Genomic DNA, 14,682 nt, shown 5'->3' with positions numbered 1-14,682 from the left:
GCCTCCGTCCGTCACGATCACCCTACCCACGCCACCCGTGCGTCGAATCAGCCCGGACCGGGATCGGACAACGGCGGTCAGGGAGCCGTCGGGTCCGTGGGGTCGGCCCCCAACTCGACCGGCCAGGAGCCGGCCAGCGCTCGGAGCCGGGCCGCGGCGTCCGCCGGGTCAGCACCCCGACCGACGGCCACCCCGAGCAGGTACGCGCTGACCGGCGCGCCCGGCCGCAACACCTGGTGGGCGACGTCGCGAGCCAGATCCAGCACCGCCGGGACGGGCACCCCGGCCGGGTCCAACTCCAACTCGGCGCACGCAGCGGTCACCCAGTCGTCCATCACCGTCATCGCGCCCACTCCTCCGCCCGGCGTACGTCCTCGTCAGTGTCGCAGTCGAACCAGGGCGGCGGGCCCTCGCCGGACCAGGCCACCTCCCGCACCACGAGACCGGCCAGCAGCGCGCGGACCGGGGCTCCGGAGAGACCGCCGTCCCGCTCGGCCGTCAACCGGTCCAGCCCGGCCCGCAACGCGGCGACCCGCCACACGCCGCAGAGTGACTGCCGCCGTCCGTCGCCGTCGACGAAGCACACCCCGTCAGGTCGCCGCTCGCTGCCGAGGCCACTGCGAGCCGACGGTGCCGGAGCGAGGCCGTCGGTCGCCGGTTCGGTGTCGAAGGTCTCCCGGTCGAGGTGGTTCAGCAGGTACCCGATCGCGGCCCGGGTGAGCAGCGGCAGGTCGGCGGCGAGCAGCGCGACCAGGCTGGTGTCGGGGTCCAGCAGCGCCAGGCCGGCAGCCGCCGCGGCGACCGGGCCGCCGCCCGGTGGGTCCTCCCGGACGACCCGCACGCCCGGGGGCACGGCGTCGGCCGGACCGACAAGCACCCGTGGCGTCGCGTCGGTGACGGCGGCGAACACCCGGTCGCGCATCGGCCGGCCGCCGACCGGGAGCGCGGGCTTGTCGACCCCGCCCATCCGGCGGGCGACCCCACCCGCGAGCACCACAGCGGCGTACGTCTCCACCCGGCCACGGTAGCCGCGCCAGCGCCCGATCGTGCCGGTGCCGCTCAGGCCCGCAACCGCCTCCTCCAACTGTGCTGACCCGACCCCTCGCCCCGGTGATCATGAAGTTGTCGGTCAACACGCCGACGACACGCGCGGACAACTTCATGATCGACGCACCAGGACGGGGGCGGGGTGGGGGCGGGGGCGCTTACGGCCGGTGGTCGTGCGGGCGGGCCGGCCTGGGGTGGAGGATGGCGGGATGGGACGGGCAACTGATCGACGGGGCGTACTCCGAATCGACCTGGATGCGGCGACCTCCGGGCGTGGGGCCGTCCGTCGTCCGGACACCCTCGCCGTGGAGGAGCCGCTGGAGATCCGGGTGGGCGCGGCCGGTCCCGGCCGCCGACGGCCGCTCGCCGTCACCATGCGTACGCCCGGCGACGACCTGGACCTGGCGATCGGTTTCCTCCTGACCGAGGGGCTGATCCGGTCGACCGACGACGTGTCGACCGCGCAGCTCTGCGCGGGCGCGGAGACGCCGAACACGTACAACGTGGTGGACGTGGTGCTCGCGCCCGGCGTGCCGGAACCGACCACCGACCCGTCCCGGAACTTCTACACGACCAGTTCCTGCGGTGTCTGTGGCAAGGCGAGCATCGACGCGGTACGCACCCGGTCACTGTTCCCGGTCGCGGCGGACCCGCTGACTGTGCCGGCCACGCTCCTCGCCGACCTGCCCGACCGGCTCCGCGCCGCCCAGCGCGGCTTCGACCGGACCGGTGGACTCCACGCGGCGGGGCTGTTCACCTCCGACGGTGAGCTGGTGGTGCTGCGGGAGGACGTGGGCCGGCACAACGCCGTGGACAAGGTGATCGGCTGGGCGGTCCGGGAACGACGCCTCCCACTGGCCGGGCACCTGCTGCTGGTCTCCGGGCGGGCCAGCTTCGAGCTGACCCAGAAGGCGTGGATGGCGGGGCTGCCGCTGCTGGCCGCGGTGTCCGCCCCGAGCACCCTCGCCGTCGAACTGGCCGACGAGGCGGGGATGACACTGGTCGGTTTCCTACGCGGCCGGACGATGAACGTCTACGCCGGGGCACAGCGGATCAGGGTGGAGCAGTCGGCCTGACGCTCAGCGATCGAGCAGGCCGAACAGGCCGAGTCGGACGGCGGCGTCACGGGCGATCAGGAAACCGGCGATGCCGAGGATCCAGCCGAAGGCACCACCGGCCTTGTTGACGATCCAGTTGTTGAGTCGGGCGAGCACCGGCTCGACCATCGTCGGGCGGGCCGACCTGGCACCCAGCAGGAGGACCGCTGGCAGCACCATGACCAGGCAGTATCCGGCCAGCAGCACCACCACGGTCGCCGAACCGACCCCGGAGGTGGCCAACAGCCCCACCGCACCGAGGTACGGCAGCATGGTCGCCACCTCGGCGAGCGCGGCGAGCAGCGCGAGCCCGACCAACCACCGGGCCGAGGAGTCACCGGCGGTGGCCCGGTCCCGCCATCGCAGCACGCCACCGGTACGCGGACGCCGTTTGCCGTCGTAGCGGAAGCTGAGCGCCAGCATGCCGACGCCCAGGACGAGTTGCGCCCAGAGCACCACGCGGTTGTCCAGCGCACCGCCCAGCGCGTCCGCCAGCGTGCTGCCACCGAAGACCAGCAGCAGCCCCACCGCCAGGTAGAACCCCGCGATCGTGGCGAGGTAGCCCAGGATCCGTCGGGCGTTGACCGGCCCGGGGGCGAGCAGCAGCCAGACCGGGATGAACAGGGTGCCGATGCTGGTGCTGTCGATCAGCGCCAGCCCGGCCAGCGACAGCGGCAATTCGGGGCTCACGAGATCATTCTGCGTGGCCGGAGGTGTCGCCGCGTCGATCGTGAAAGGGAGAACCGGGTACATCGTTCGAGGGATGCGCTTGCCGAGGGGCCCGCCCCGGGCGATCGACCTGGGCGATCGACCTGGGCGATCGACCTGGGCGATCGACCTGGGGCAGCGTTGACCACTAGCCAACCCTTGATCCACTCGGGTTCGTTGATATCGGGGCATCCTGACGACCGGGACACCCCGTTGTTCAGGAAGCCGAGTCGATCAACCCCGATCGCGCCACCGACACCGGCTGGTTGCCGCCTGGACCGCCCGGAGCTGGGCGCGGCCGGCTAGGCAGCCACGATCTCGACCGCGCCGTGAGAGATCTTGACGTCGAACACCATGCCGGTGCCCTTGGAGAGCTTGGCGAGTGTGGCGATCGACGGCGGCTGGTCGCCGGCCTCGAGTCGCGCGATGACCGACTGGGTCATGCCCACCGCGCGCGCGAGGGCGGTCTGGGTCAATTCATTGTCGGCGCGGTACCGCACGATACGCAGTGCGACCTCGCGGGCGAAGGCTGTCCGATCCCACTCTGCGCGGAAGGCCGGGTCCTGCCGACCGGCATCGTCGATGACCTGCTGCGAGGTCTTGAGTTCGGAACGCTTCATCAGTCCACCTCCACATCCTTGATCCTTCGCTCTGCCGCTGCGACAGCCCGGGTGAAGTTCCGCTGGCTGACCTTGGCCTCTGGGCCGATGGCGCCGACCACGAAAGCGTCGCCCACCTGTGTGTAGAAGACGCGCCACCGACTGCGCCCTCCGCGTGGGCGCAGCTCACGAAGCTTGTCGGCGATTCTGATCCTGCTGGAGTGCGGGTAGCCGAGGTTGGGGCCAAGGCTCTCCAGCTTTTCGACCGCGTGCCCGACGGCCGTCTGTTCGAGCACGGGTATGGCTTGCAGCTCGGTCGCGGCCTCTGGGTGAAAGAGGACCGGCCAGAGCCGACTATAGCAAAATTGCGATACAGCTGGCGGGAGTCGTCCCGGGTCGGGACGGCAATCGGGGAGCGGCTCCTCAGCGGCGACCACGTCGGCTCCTCCGGCGGGGGCGGAGCACGCCCGGCATGCCGACCGACGGCCAGCCGTCCAGCTCGGACGGCGGCACGCCCCGCCGGAGCAGGTCGTCCAGCAACACCGCCAGCGAGTAGTCGGGGTGCAGGCTGAGCGTGCGTTCGAGCGCGACAGCCGCCAGCGCCCCCTGCCCCGCGCGCCAGGCCGCGAACGCCAGCAGTGCCCCCGGCGCGGCGATCAACTCCGGCTCGGCCCGGCGCAGCACGTCGGTCCAGAGAGCGATGTCCCGGTCCCGACCGTCGGTGCGTTCCCAGGCGTGATCCCGGACCGGGAGGTGGGTCATCAGGAGGCTCAGCCAGGCCACCTCGTCGTCGTCGAGCCGCTCGTCGCGCCGCTGCCGACGCTGCGCCGCACGAACCGCCGCCACCCCGGCGGAGCGCAGAGCCCGCCCACCGAGCAGATCACTCTCGGGCGCCTGCTCGATCAGCTCGGTGATCCTCAGCTCGGCGCGGGCGGTGGCCGCGCGTACCGCCTCCCGGGGCGGCCCGTCGACAGGTGCCACCTGCGCCACCAAGGCGGCCCGGTCGGGGAGGGCGACCTGGCCGGCGAAGACCGCTGAGGCGGTCACCGGGTTGGCGCTCGGGTCGTAGCGCCGACCCTCGGGCGGGCAGCAGTCAGGCTCGGCACAGAGGTAGGACCACCAGCGGCCCTCGGTGACCCGCAACGCGTCGAGCACCTCCGTCCCACCGGCGGCCAGTGCGACGCGCACCGCGTCCACCGCCGGGGTGACCCGATCCGCCGACCCGTAGCCGACCACGGTGGCCGACTCCGCGCCCTGCCTGCGGATCACGCCGGCCAGGTGCCGCGCCCGCTCGGCCGGATCGGTCGACGGCTCGGGCAGATCCGCGCGGGCGGCGAAGATGATCTGCCGACCGAGCAACGCCACGGCCACCACGCTGTCGGTGGGATGGAACCCGAGCAGGTACGGCACGGCGGCGATCAGGTCGGCGGGTGAGCGGACGGTGAGCTGAGAACGTTCGATCGCTGTCATGCCGGTAGCGTGCTGCCGGCCGATTCGGGGCCGCTGCCCCTGTGGACGACACGCGGCTTATCCACAGTTACTCACCGTGTTTTCCCTGCTCAGCCCACTTCCACGGGTGTCGGAGGACGGCCGATCTGCGTCGGGCGGGGCCGTGGTGTCGTGGGGAGCGGTTACCGTGCGCTGATGGACCTGGTGTACCTACGCGCGCACCCGGCACACCTGCCGACCTTCCGGACCCACCAGCGCATCCGGGAGACGCCGGTCGCCGGTGGAAACATCTGCGACGCCGCCCGGCTCACCCTGGACGACGGCCACTCCGTCTTCGCCAAGTCCTGGCCCGAAAGGGCAGACCGGGCGGCACCGGAGGGCTTCTTCGCCGCCGAGGCCGCCGGGTTGCGGTGGCTGCGGGAGGCCGGCGCCGTCGGCGTACCCGAGGTGATCGTGGCATTGCCGGACCTGCTGGCGCTCGACTGGGTGGAGCCCGGCGAGCCGACGCCGGAGGCCGCCGAACGCTTCGGCCGGGAGTTGGCCGACCTGCATCGGGCGGGGTCGGCCGGCTTCGGTGCGCCCTGGCTCGGCTTCATCGGGTCGCTCCCACAGGACAACACCCTCACCGACGGGCCCTGGTCGACGTGGTTCGCCGAGCGACGACTCCTCCCCCATCTCCGACGTTCGGTCGACGGTGGTGCGCTGACCGGCGCCGACGTCACGGTGGTCGAGCAGGTCATCGACCGGGTCGACGGGATGGGCGGCGACGAGCCGCCCGCGCGCGTCCACGGCGACCTGTGGCCGGGCAACGTGCTGTGGGGAGCCGACGACCGGGCCTGGCTCGTCGACCCGGCAGCCCACGGTGGGCACCGGGAGACAGACCTCGCCCAACTCGCGCTCTTCGGCGGCGTCCCGCACCTGGATCGGGTGCTGGCCGCCTATCAGGAGAGCTGGCCGTTGCCGGACGGCTGGCAGGCTCGACTGCCTCTGCACCAACTGCATCTGCTGCTCGTGCACACCGCACTGTTCGGCGCCAGCTACCGAGATGCGGTGGTCCGGACCGCCCGTGCCGCCCTGGGGCGGGCCGAGCGCGCTACGGTCGACAGGTGAGCGTCGCCCCGGGGACCGACGGGGTCCTCGTCGACCGGTACGACCGCGTCGCCCGGGACCTGCGCGTGTCCCTCACCGACAAGTGCAACCTGCGCTGCACCTACTGCATGCCGGCCGAAGGTCTGCCCTGGCTGGCCGGTCCCCAGTTGCTGACCGACGAGGAGATCGTCCGGCTGGTCCGGGTGGCCGTCGAGCGTCTCGGTGTGACCGAGGTGCGGTTCACCGGTGGTGAGCCGCTGATCCGACCGGGGCTGGTCGGCATCGTCAGCGCGGTGGCCGCGTTGCAGCCCCGCCCCCGGGTCTCGCTGACCACCAACGGCATCGGTCTGGACCGGCTGGCTCCGGCGCTGAGCGCGGCCGGCCTGGACCGGGTGAACGTCTCACTGGACACCCTGGATCCGGGCCGGTTCGAGCGGCTCACCCGCCGCCCCCGCCTGGACGCGGTGTTGGCCGGGCTCGCCGGGGCGAAGGCCGCCGGGCTGAGCCCCGTGAAAATCAACTCCGTCCTGATGCGCGGGGTCAACGAGGACGAGGCACCGGCCCTGCTGCGCTTCGCCCTGGACCACGACTACCAGTTGCGGATCATCGAGCAGATGCCGTTGGACGCCCAGCACGGCTGGGACCGCGGCACGATGGTGACGGCCGAGGAGATCCTGACCTCCCTGCGTACCGCCTTCGATCTCAGCCCCGACCCGGCCGAGCGCGGGGCGGCACCGGCGGAGACGTGGTTGGTCGACGGCGGCCCCGCGCGGGTCGGTGTGATCGCCAGCGTCACCCGCCCGTTCTGCGGGGACTGCGACCGCACCCGGCTGACCGCGGACGGCCAGGTTCGTGCCTGCCTCTTCGCCACCGAGGAGTCCGACCTGCGCGCCGCGCTGCGCGGTGGCGCGGACGACGACGGGTTGGCCCGGCGCTGGCGCACCGCGATGTGGGGTAAGCGCGCCGGGCACGGCATCGACGATCCCACCTTCCTCCAGCCGACCCGGCCGATGTCCGCGATCGGGGGCTGAGACATGGGGCAGACGCAACTGACCGTCCGCTACTTCGCCGGGGCCCGCGCCGCCGCAGGTCGGGCCGAGGAGGTCGTGACCGCGGGTCGATCGCTCGACGATCTCAGCGCCGAGTTGACCCAGCGACACGGCGAGCGGCTGGCCGCGGTGCTGCGGGTGGCGAGTTTCCTCGTGGACGGCGTCACCTGTCATGATCGTCAGGCACCCCTACCGGCCGGGGCCACGATCGACGTCCTGCCCCCGTTCGCGGGCGGCTGAGGGAGGCGCAAGCATGTTGGCGGTTCTGGGGTTCGTGACCGTCCTGGCCACGGTCACCGGCCTCATCCACCTCTACCTGTGGAAGCGACTCGTTCGCGACACCACCACCCCGGGCCGTCGGCGACGGATCGGCGGGATCGCCGCCCTGGTGCTGGCGCTGCTCGTGCCGGCGACCATGGCCGGGACGCAGGCCGGGCTCTACTGGCTCGCCTGGCCGGGTTACCTGTGGCTCGCACTGATGTTCTACCTGCTCGTCGTGCTGGTCGTGCTCGAGGTGCCGATGCTCGTCACCCGGCTGGTGATGCGCCGCCGGGTGATCGCCGCGGAGCCGACCGCCGCCGCGCCCGAACCGGTGCTGGTCGGTGCGGCCGGGCCCACCGATCCGCCGGCCGCCGGTGCCGTCGCGGCACCGGACCACGACCCGGCCCGCCGGCTCCTGCTGGCCCGTAGCGCGGCCATCTTCGCCGGTCTCACCGCCACCGCCACCGTGGGGTACGGCGTCCGCACCGCCCTCGGCCCACCGCGCCTGGACCGGGTGCAGATCCCGCTCGCCAAGCTTCCCCGCAGCATGGACGGCCTGCGGATCGCGACCGTCTCCGACATCCACCTCGGCCCCCTGCGCGGCCGGGCACACACCGAGCGGATCGTCGCCGCGATCAACCGACTCGACGCGGACCTGGTCGCGGTCGTCGGAGACCTGGTCGACGGCTCGGTCGCCGAACTCGGCTCGGCCGCCGCGCCGCTGCGCGACCTTCGCTCCCGGTACGGCAACTTCTTCGTCACCGGCAACCACGAGTACTACTCCGGGGTGGAGGAGTGGGTCCAGGAGGTCGACCGGCTCGGCCTGCGGGTGTTGCAGAACCGCCGCCAGGAGATCCAGGCCCGGGGTGGCGTGCTCGACCTGGCCGGTGTGAACGATCTGGACGCGACGGGAGGCAGCGGCCTCGCCGCCGGGCCGGACTTCGCCGCCGCCCTCGGTGACCGCGACCCGAGCCGCCCGGTGGTGCTGCTCGCCCACCAGCCGTTGGCAGCGGTGGAGGCGGCCACGTACGGGGTCGACCTGCAACTGTCCGGGCACACCCACGGCGGCCAGATGGTGCCGTTCAACCTGGCCGTCCGGCTGGAGCAGCCGGTGGTCAGCGGCCTCGGCGAGGTCGACGGCACCAAGGTCTACGTGACCAACGGCGCCGGCTTCTGGGGGCCGCCGGTCCGGGTCGGGGCCGAGCCGCAGATCAGTCTGGTCGAGTTGCGCTCGGCATAGCGGACGTCACGTCCGCGCGTGGCGGCAGGCGGCCGGCGTGGCGGGCGTGACAGGATGCGGCGTGCCTCCGTTCAGCGCCGTACCCCCCGGTGGCCTACCGCCATTCGTCGCGGACCTGCACATCCATTCGAAATACTCGCGCGCGTGCAGCCGCGACCTCACCACCCCGAATCTGGCGTGGTGGGCCCGGCGTAAGGGCATCGGTCTGCTCGGCACCGGCGACTTCACGCATCCGGCCTGGTACGACCACCTGCGCGAGACGCTACGGCCCGCCGAGCCGGGGTTGTACCGGCTCGATGCCGACGCGGAACGGGACGTCGCCCGTCGGCTGCCTCCCCGCCTGGCGAGCGCCGCGGAGGCGGACCCGGTCCGGTTCATGCTGAGCGTGGAGATCTCCACCATCTACAAGCGGGACGACCGGACCCGCAAGGTGCACCACCTGATCTACCTGCCCGACCTGGACGCGGTGGCGCGGTTCAACACCGCGCTCGGCCGGATCGGCAACCTCGGCTCGGACGGCCGGCCGATCCTCGGCCTGGACTCCCGCGACCTGCTGGAGATCACCCTGGAGGCCAGCCCGGACGGCTTCCTGGTGCCGGCCCACATCTGGACGCCGTGGTTCTCCGCGCTGGGTTCGAAGTCGGGCTTCGACGCGATCGCCGACTGCTACGCCGACCTGGCCGAGCACATCTTCGCCGTGGAGACCGGCCTCTCGTCCGACCCGGCGATGAACTGGCGGGTCGGCAGCCTGGACGGCTACCAGTTGGTGTCCAACTCGGACGCGCACTCCCCGCCCGCGCTGGGCCGGGAGGCGACGGTGCTGACCGCCGAGCGCACCTACTTCGCCGTCCGGGAGGCGCTGCGGACCGGCATCGGCCTGGCCGGGACGATCGAGTTCTTCCCGGAGGAGGGCAAGTACCACGCCGACGGGCACCGGCTGTGCGGCGTCAACTGGCCGCCGGAGCGCACCCGCGCGGCCGGCGGAAAGTGCCCCGAGTGCGGCAAGCCGCTCACCGTGGGCGTGCTCAGCCGGATCGAGGAGCTGGCCGACCGTCCGGAGGGGCACCGGCCGGCGGACGCCCGGGACGTCACACACCTGGTGCCGCTGGCCGAGATCCTCGGTGAGATCAACAAGGTGGGCGCCCGGTCGAAGAAGGTCGAGGGGCGCCTCAACGAGCTGGTCGCAACGCTCGGCCCGGAGCTGGAGATCCTGACCACCACGCCGCTCGGCGACATCGCGCAGACGGGCGGGGAACTCCTCGCCGAGGGCATCGGGCGGTTGCGGCGGGGCGACGTACGCCGGGTGCCGGGCTACGACGGCGAGTACGGGGTGATCACGCTCTTCGACCCGGCGGAACTGGGTGCCCACGCGGGCACGGCACAGGAGACGCTGTTCGACGTACCCGTGCCGGCGCAGCGACGCCCCGCGGAGCCGACGGCCCGCGCGACGGCCCGCGCGACGGCCAAGCGCCCGGCGGCGGCCAAGGCCGAGTCGAAGCGAAAGCCGACCCCGCCGCCCGCGCCACCGATCGCGCCGCCGCCGTCACCGCACGAGCCGTTCGAGCCGATGCTCGCCGGGATGGAGGAGGTCGGCACCGGCCTGCTGGACCGGCTGGACGCGATGCAGCGGGTGGCCGCCTCCGCACCCGGCGGTCCGCTGCTCATCGTCGCCGGGCCGGGCACCGGCAAGACCCGGACACTCACCCACCGGATCGCGTACCTCTGCGCGGAGCTGAACGTCTTCCCGGAGCACTGTCTGGCGATCACGTTCACCCGTCGGGCCGCCGAGGAGCTTCGGCACCGCCTCGACGGTCTGCTCGGCCCGGTCGCGGAGGACGTCACTGTCGGCACGTTCCACGCGCTGGGATTGACCATCCTGCGGGAGAACGCCGGAGCCGTGGGCCTGCCGAGCGATTTCCGGATCGCCGACGACGCCGAACGGGCGGCGGCGCGCACGGAGGCCGGTGACGACAGCGCCGGCTACACGGCGCTGCTGCGCAAGCAGGACCTTGTCGACCTGGACGAGCTGGTGAGCCTGCCGGTGGAGCTGTTGCGGGCCGATCGCGGGCTGGTGGAACGCTACCGGGACCGCTGGCGGTGGATCTTCGTCGACGAGTACCAGGACGTCGACGCGACCCAGTACGAGCTGCTGCGGCTGCTCAGCCCGGCGGACGGCAACCTCTGCGCGATCGGCGACCCGGACCAGGCGATCTACTCGTTCCGGGGCGCCGACGTCGGCTACTTCCTGCGCTTCTCCGAGGACTTCACGGACGCCCGGTTGGTCCGACTGAACCGCAACTACCGCTCGTCGGCGCCGATCCTGGCCGCCGCCGTGCAGGCCATCGCGCCGTCCTCGCTGGTCCGTGGTCGGCGGCTCGATCCGGCCCGGCTCGACCCGGAGGCCCCGCTGGTCGGCCGTTACCCGGCGGCGTCCGTCGCCGAGGAGACCGACTTCGTGGTCCGTACCGTCGACGAGCTGGTCGGCGGGCTGTCCCACCGATCGCTGGACTCGGGCCGGATCGACGGCCGCTCCACCACGTTGTCGTTCTCCGACATCGCCGTGCTGTACCGCACCGACGCGCAGGCCGCGCCCGTCGTGGACGCCCTGACCCGGGCCAACATCCCGGTGCAGAAGCGGTCCCACGACCGGTTGCGGGACCGGCCCGGGGTGGCGGCCATCGCCCGCGAGTTGCGGCACGCCGACGGGTTGGCCGGCCCACTGGCCGCCCGGGTGCGGCTTGCCGGGCAGGTGGTCGCCGAGCGGTTCGCCGTGCCCACCCTGGACGGCGGCGGCGGCGCGGTGCGCCCCGAGGATGTCCGCTCGGCCGTGGACCTGCTGACCCCACTGGCCCGACGCTGTGGGGACGACCTGGAGACGTTCCTGTCGCAGCTCGCGACCGGCGCGGAGGTGGACGCGCTCGACCCACGCGCGGAGGCGGTCACGCTGCTCACCCTGCACGCCGCGAAGGGCCTGGAGTTCCCGGTGGTCTTCCTGATCGGCGTCGAGGACGGGTTGCTGCCGCTGCGGTGGCCCGGCTCGACTCCCGACGAGGACGCGGTCGCCGAGGAGCGCCGCCTCTTCTTCGTCGGCCTCACCCGCGCCCAGGACCGGCTGTACGTCAGCCACGCCGCCCGGCGTACCCGGCACGGTGTGGAGCGGGACTCTGCTCCGTCGCCGTTCCTCGGCGTCGTCGACCCCGGCCTGTTCGAGCGGTTCGGCGAGACGGAACCCCGCCGCCCCAAGGATCGCCAGCTCCGGTTGATCTGACGGTCCGAGAGTCGTGCCGCCGGCCGGCACGGGCCCTCGCCGCACTATTACGCGCAGGCGATATACCTGTGAGTCATAAGAATGACTCACAGGTATATCGCTCGCTGAAGTGGGCCGACGGACGGCTGCTACGTAGAGTGAAGGCAACAGGCTGGTCAGCCGAGTAGGGCAGCGAGCCAGGCGCCCGCGAGCAGGGCCGGTCCGAGCGGCAGCAGGGTGTCCCGGCGGACCCGCCGCGCGACGAGCAGGCCGACCACCAGCCCGCCGTGTAGCAGGTGTGGCAAGACCAGCCCGACGAGCAGGGCATCCCGGCCCAGCCAGCCGAGCGGCAGGCCCAGGACCGCGGCGAGTTTCACGTCTCCGAACCCCAGTCGTGAGCCGGGGAGCAGGGCCAGCAGGACGTGCGCCACTCCGGCGACCGTCGCGCCGGCCAGCGCGCCGACCAGTCGGGCCGACTCGTCGGCCAGCAGCGCCGCGCCGGTCAGCCCGGTGAGGGCCACCAGCCCGGCGGTGCGGACCAACGGGTCGGGCAGGCGCAGACAGGCCAGGTCCACCCGGGCCAGCACCAGCCCGACGGCCGCCACCAGGAGAAAGACCGGCAACGCAGGATCGTCACCACGAGTGACGGCAAGCCCGCCGAACACGGCCGCCGACACCGGCAGCCAGACCCGGCCCCCTTCGCCGCGTCGAGGCTGCGGCCGGGCCGGCGGGTCGGTGAAGCGCCGGGCCAGCGGGGGTACGACGAGACCGACCAGCCCGCCGAGCCACGCCACCCCGAGCACAGCAGCGGCCGACATGGGCCGGACGTTAGCGGCGCTCGCTCATCGGCGAGGTCCCCGATCGCGAATCCGCGCTCACCCGGCGGGGCCGTTCGGTGCTCACCACCAGCGCGACACCGGCGACGATGACCGCGCCGCCGAGCAGCACCTGCGGGGTGATCGGCTCGGCGACCAACAACGCGCCGAGCGCCACCGCGACAGCGGGGTTGACGTAGGCGTACGTCGACACCAACGAGATGGGCGCGTTGTGCAGCAGCCAGACGTACGCGGTGAAGGCCACCAGTGAGCCGGCCACCATGAGGTAGCCCAGTGCCAACCAGGAGCGGGTGCTGACCTGCGCCGGGTGGAAGTCACTCAGCTCGCCCCGACCGGCGGAGACGACGGCGAGCGCCAGTGCTCCGGCCACCATCTCGTACACCGTCGCGACGAACGGGTCGGTGGGCATCCGGACTCGCCCGGACAGGAACGACCCGACCGACCAGGAGACGGATGCCGCCACCACGGTCAACGCGCCCACCAGCGGCACCGCCGCCGAACTGCCGGCGGGCAGCACCAGCAGGACCAGACCGGCGAAGCCCACTGTGACCCCGGCGAACGTCCAGAGCGGGGGCCGGTCGCCGGTGGCCGAGCGCAACAGCACCACCAGCAGCGGAACCGTCGCCACCAGCAGCGCGGCGACACCGGAGGGCACCGCCACCCCGGGAGGTCCGGACTCGGCGAGTACCACCAGACCGTTACCACCGGCGAGCAGGAGTACGCCGATCAGCGCGGCGGACCCGAGTTGCCGCCGGTCCACCCGCAGCGCGCCGGGACCTCGGCGCAGCCGCAGCACCACCGCCAGGATCAGACCGGCCACGGCGAACCGCAGGGCGGCCGACAGCAGCGGCGGCAGCGTCTCCACCGTGATCCGGATGGCCAGATAGGTGGAACCCCACAGCAGGTAGACCACGATCAACGCGGTCCAGATCAGTGTCGGGGTGGCGCCTGCGCGGCGGGCCGCGAGGGCTGCGGCGCTCGGTGGAGGTGAGCTCATCAGTGGACCACGCTACGGTGACGTCGGAGTCGGCGTCGCGTATTGGTGGCCGGCCTCTCACCACTCGTGCAGGAGGGCGGCATGACGAACTACGGACCACCGGGCGGCGGCGACCCGGGACCGTGGCGTGGGCAGCGACCCGACGAGACGCCCGGACGGCCGGTGCAGCAGCCCTACCCTCCGGCGGTCCCGTCGTACCCGCGCGCACCCCAGGGGCGACCCGGGCCGTACGACGACCCGGGCCCCGCGCCGTACGGAGGGCAGGGCCCCGCGCCCTACGGAGGCGGTTCCGAGGGGCCCTACGGGCGCGAGCAGTCGCCCTACGGCACGTACGGGGCCGACCCGGCGTACGGCGGGCAGCAGTACCGCCCCGACGAGCACCCGTACGGCGGTGATCCTGCTCCGGCACCGAGCCGACGGGGTCGGGGGCCGCTGATCGCGGTGCTGGCCGTCGTACTGCTGGTGGTGGCCGCCGGTGGCGCGTTCTGGCTGCTGCGCGGGCAGGACGACCCGGTGCCGTCGGCCGCGCCGAGCGATTCGCCGGTCGCCGGTGAGCCGAGCGCGGACGCGGATGTGGACGGGGCCGAGCCCACGCCGAGCGGCGCGGCACCGGAGTCGTCGGCCGACCCCCGGTTCGCCAAGGTCGGCCAGTGTGTCCGCAACGACGGTGCCGCGGGTGGCAAGCCCAAGCTGCTGATCAGCGGTTGTGCCGCGAAGACCTACGAGGTGCTGAGCCGGATCGACGGCGCGACCAGCGGCGAACGCGACGCCGAGGCCAAGTGCAGCAAGGTCGAGGGTTACACCAACTGGTACTTCTTCGACAGCGAGCTGGACACTCTCGACTTCGTCCTCTGCCTCAAACAACGCTGAGACCACCCACCCCGGGGATATGACATGACGACCTACGGACCGCCGGGCTCCGGCCAGCCGGACGACCCTCAGCAGCGCCCTCCCACCGGGTCCGACGGCTCACCACCGGTCAATCCGACACTGCCCCAGTGGGGTCCGCCACCGCCGGCGGACGACCCGACGCGGCAGCAGTGGGGGCCACCGCCGAGCGATC

The 14,682-nt window shown here is 72.8% G+C and carries 14 protein-coding genes and 1 pseudogene; 7 read left to right on the top strand and 8 right to left on the bottom strand.

Annotated elements, in window-relative coordinates:
* Positions 1-77: 77 nt before the first annotated feature.
* Positions 78-344 (bottom strand): DUF6457 domain-containing protein, encoded by a 267-nt coding sequence (locus O7617_RS12365; RefSeq protein WP_282263613.1) that lies wholly within the window; start codon positions 342-344, stop codon positions 78-80.
* The gene (locus O7617_RS12360) at positions 341-1,084 is read right to left on the bottom strand and encodes an NTP transferase domain-containing protein (RefSeq protein WP_282263611.1); all 744 of its coding nucleotides are present in this window, start codon (positions 1,082-1,084) and stop codon (positions 341-343) included. The genes O7617_RS12365 and O7617_RS12360 overlap by 4 nt, the downstream gene beginning before the upstream one ends.
* A gap of 172 nt (positions 1,085-1,256) precedes the next feature.
* Here O7617_RS12360 and fdhD point away from each other — a divergent pair, with 172 nt between their 5' ends.
* Positions 1,257-2,123 (top strand): formate dehydrogenase accessory sulfurtransferase FdhD, encoded by an 867-nt coding sequence (fdhD, locus tag O7617_RS12355; RefSeq protein WP_282263610.1) that lies wholly within the window; start codon positions 1,257-1,259, stop codon positions 2,121-2,123.
* Between the two features lie 3 nt (positions 2,124-2,126).
* Here the strand turns inward: fdhD and O7617_RS12350 are convergent, their stop codons facing one another.
* The 4 genes from O7617_RS12350 to O7617_RS12335 all read right to left on the bottom strand — a co-directional run bounded on the left by O7617_RS12350 (position 2,127) and on the right by O7617_RS12335 (position 4,921).
* Positions 2,127-2,834 carry a GAP family protein gene (locus O7617_RS12350; RefSeq protein WP_282263608.1) on the bottom strand — a complete coding sequence of 236 codons (708 nt, stop codon included), beginning with the start codon at positions 2,832-2,834 and terminating at the stop codon, positions 2,127-2,129.
* A gap of 320 nt (positions 2,835-3,154) precedes the next feature.
* Positions 3,155-3,472: a helix-turn-helix transcriptional regulator gene (locus tag O7617_RS12345; protein ID WP_282263606.1), complete on the bottom strand. Its 318-nt coding sequence runs from the start codon at positions 3,470-3,472 to the stop codon at positions 3,155-3,157.
* On the bottom strand, positions 3,472-3,888 hold the full coding sequence (locus O7617_RS12340) for a type II toxin-antitoxin system RelE/ParE family toxin (RefSeq protein WP_282263604.1): 417 nt from the start codon (positions 3,886-3,888) through the stop codon (positions 3,472-3,474). Before O7617_RS12340 ends, O7617_RS12345 begins: the two co-directional genes overlap by 1 nt.
* Complete coding sequence (locus O7617_RS12335; protein WP_282263602.1) at positions 3,875-4,921, bottom strand: DUF4192 domain-containing protein; 1,047 nt, start codon at positions 4,919-4,921, stop codon at positions 3,875-3,877. The genes O7617_RS12340 and O7617_RS12335 overlap by 14 nt, the downstream gene beginning before the upstream one ends.
* A gap of 174 nt (positions 4,922-5,095) precedes the next feature.
* Between O7617_RS12335 and O7617_RS12330 the strand changes: the two genes are divergently transcribed.
* From O7617_RS12330 to O7617_RS12310, 5 genes are all read left to right on the top strand, one after another.
* Positions 5,096-6,010 carry a fructosamine kinase family protein gene (locus O7617_RS12330; protein WP_282263601.1) on the top strand — a complete coding sequence of 305 codons (915 nt, stop codon included), beginning with the start codon at positions 5,096-5,098 and terminating at the stop codon, positions 6,008-6,010.
* Positions 6,007-7,020 (top strand): GTP 3',8-cyclase MoaA, encoded by a 1,014-nt coding sequence (gene moaA / locus O7617_RS12325; protein WP_282263600.1) that lies wholly within the window; start codon positions 6,007-6,009, stop codon positions 7,018-7,020. The genes O7617_RS12330 and moaA overlap by 4 nt, the downstream gene beginning before the upstream one ends.
* Before the next feature lie 3 nt (positions 7,021-7,023).
* The gene (locus tag O7617_RS12320; protein WP_282263599.1) at positions 7,024-7,278 is read left to right on the top strand and encodes a MoaD/ThiS family protein; all 255 of its coding nucleotides are present in this window, start codon (positions 7,024-7,026) and stop codon (positions 7,276-7,278) included.
* A gap of 13 nt (positions 7,279-7,291) precedes the next feature.
* Positions 7,292-8,539, top strand: coding sequence for a metallophosphoesterase (locus tag O7617_RS12315; RefSeq protein ID WP_282263597.1), 1,248 nt, complete (start codon positions 7,292-7,294; stop codon positions 8,537-8,539).
* A gap of 61 nt (positions 8,540-8,600) precedes the next feature.
* Positions 8,601-11,807 carry a UvrD-helicase domain-containing protein gene (locus O7617_RS12310; RefSeq protein WP_282263596.1) on the top strand — a complete coding sequence of 1,069 codons (3,207 nt, stop codon included), beginning with the start codon at positions 8,601-8,603 and terminating at the stop codon, positions 11,805-11,807.
* 155 nt (positions 11,808-11,962) lie between these two features.
* On the opposite strand, the gene O7617_RS12305 is transcribed toward O7617_RS12310, so the two are convergent.
* Both O7617_RS12305 and O7617_RS12300 read right to left on the bottom strand, forming a co-directional pair.
* Positions 11,963-12,604, bottom strand: a complete 642-nt coding sequence (locus O7617_RS12305) for a prepilin peptidase (protein WP_282263594.1) — start codon at positions 12,602-12,604, stop codon at positions 11,963-11,965.
* Between the two features lie 10 nt (positions 12,605-12,614).
* A complete protein-coding gene (locus tag O7617_RS12300; protein ID WP_282263593.1) occupies positions 12,615-13,619 on the bottom strand; it encodes an EamA family transporter in 1,005 nt (334 codons plus the stop codon).
* Between the two features lie 402 nt (positions 13,620-14,021).
* Here O7617_RS12300 and O7617_RS12295 point away from each other — a divergent pair.
* Positions 14,022-14,489, top strand: a pseudogene (locus O7617_RS12295) (flagellar basal body protein FliL); the annotation flags it as partial.
* Between the last annotated feature and the right edge of the window lie 193 nt (positions 14,490-14,682).

The sequence above is a fragment of the Micromonospora sp. WMMD1155 genome (assembly GCF_029581275.1).
In the GTDB taxonomy this organism is placed as follows: Bacteria; Actinomycetota; Actinomycetes; order Mycobacteriales; family Micromonosporaceae; genus Micromonospora.
The sequence above is the reverse complement of the archived record's forward strand: the minus strand, read 5'-3'. Positions and strand labels throughout refer to the sequence as shown.

Coding starts and splice junctions, on each gene's coding strand:
- O7617_RS12365 (WP_282263613.1), bottom strand. CDS start 344: ATGACGGTGATGGACGACTGGGTGACCGCTGCGTGCGCCGAGTTGGAG.
- fdhD (WP_282263610.1), top strand. CDS start 1,257: ATGGGACGGGCAACTGATCGACGGGGCGTACTCCGAATCGACCTGGAT.
- O7617_RS12345 (WP_282263606.1), bottom strand. CDS start 3,472: ATGAAGCGTTCCGAACTCAAGACCTCGCAGCAGGTCATCGACGATGCC.
- O7617_RS12335 (WP_282263602.1), bottom strand. CDS start 4,921: ATGACAGCGATCGAACGTTCTCAGCTCACCGTCCGCTCACCCGCCGAC.
- O7617_RS12330 (WP_282263601.1), top strand. CDS start 5,096: ATGGACCTGGTGTACCTACGCGCGCACCCGGCACACCTGCCGACCTTC.
- O7617_RS12320 (WP_282263599.1), top strand. CDS start 7,024: ATGGGGCAGACGCAACTGACCGTCCGCTACTTCGCCGGGGCCCGCGCC.
- O7617_RS12315 (WP_282263597.1), top strand. CDS start 7,292: ATGTTGGCGGTTCTGGGGTTCGTGACCGTCCTGGCCACGGTCACCGGC.
- O7617_RS12305 (WP_282263594.1), bottom strand. CDS start 12,604: ATGTCGGCCGCTGCTGTGCTCGGGGTGGCGTGGCTCGGCGGGCTGGTC.
- O7617_RS12300 (WP_282263593.1), bottom strand. CDS start 13,619: ATGAGCTCACCTCCACCGAGCGCCGCAGCCCTCGCGGCCCGCCGCGCA.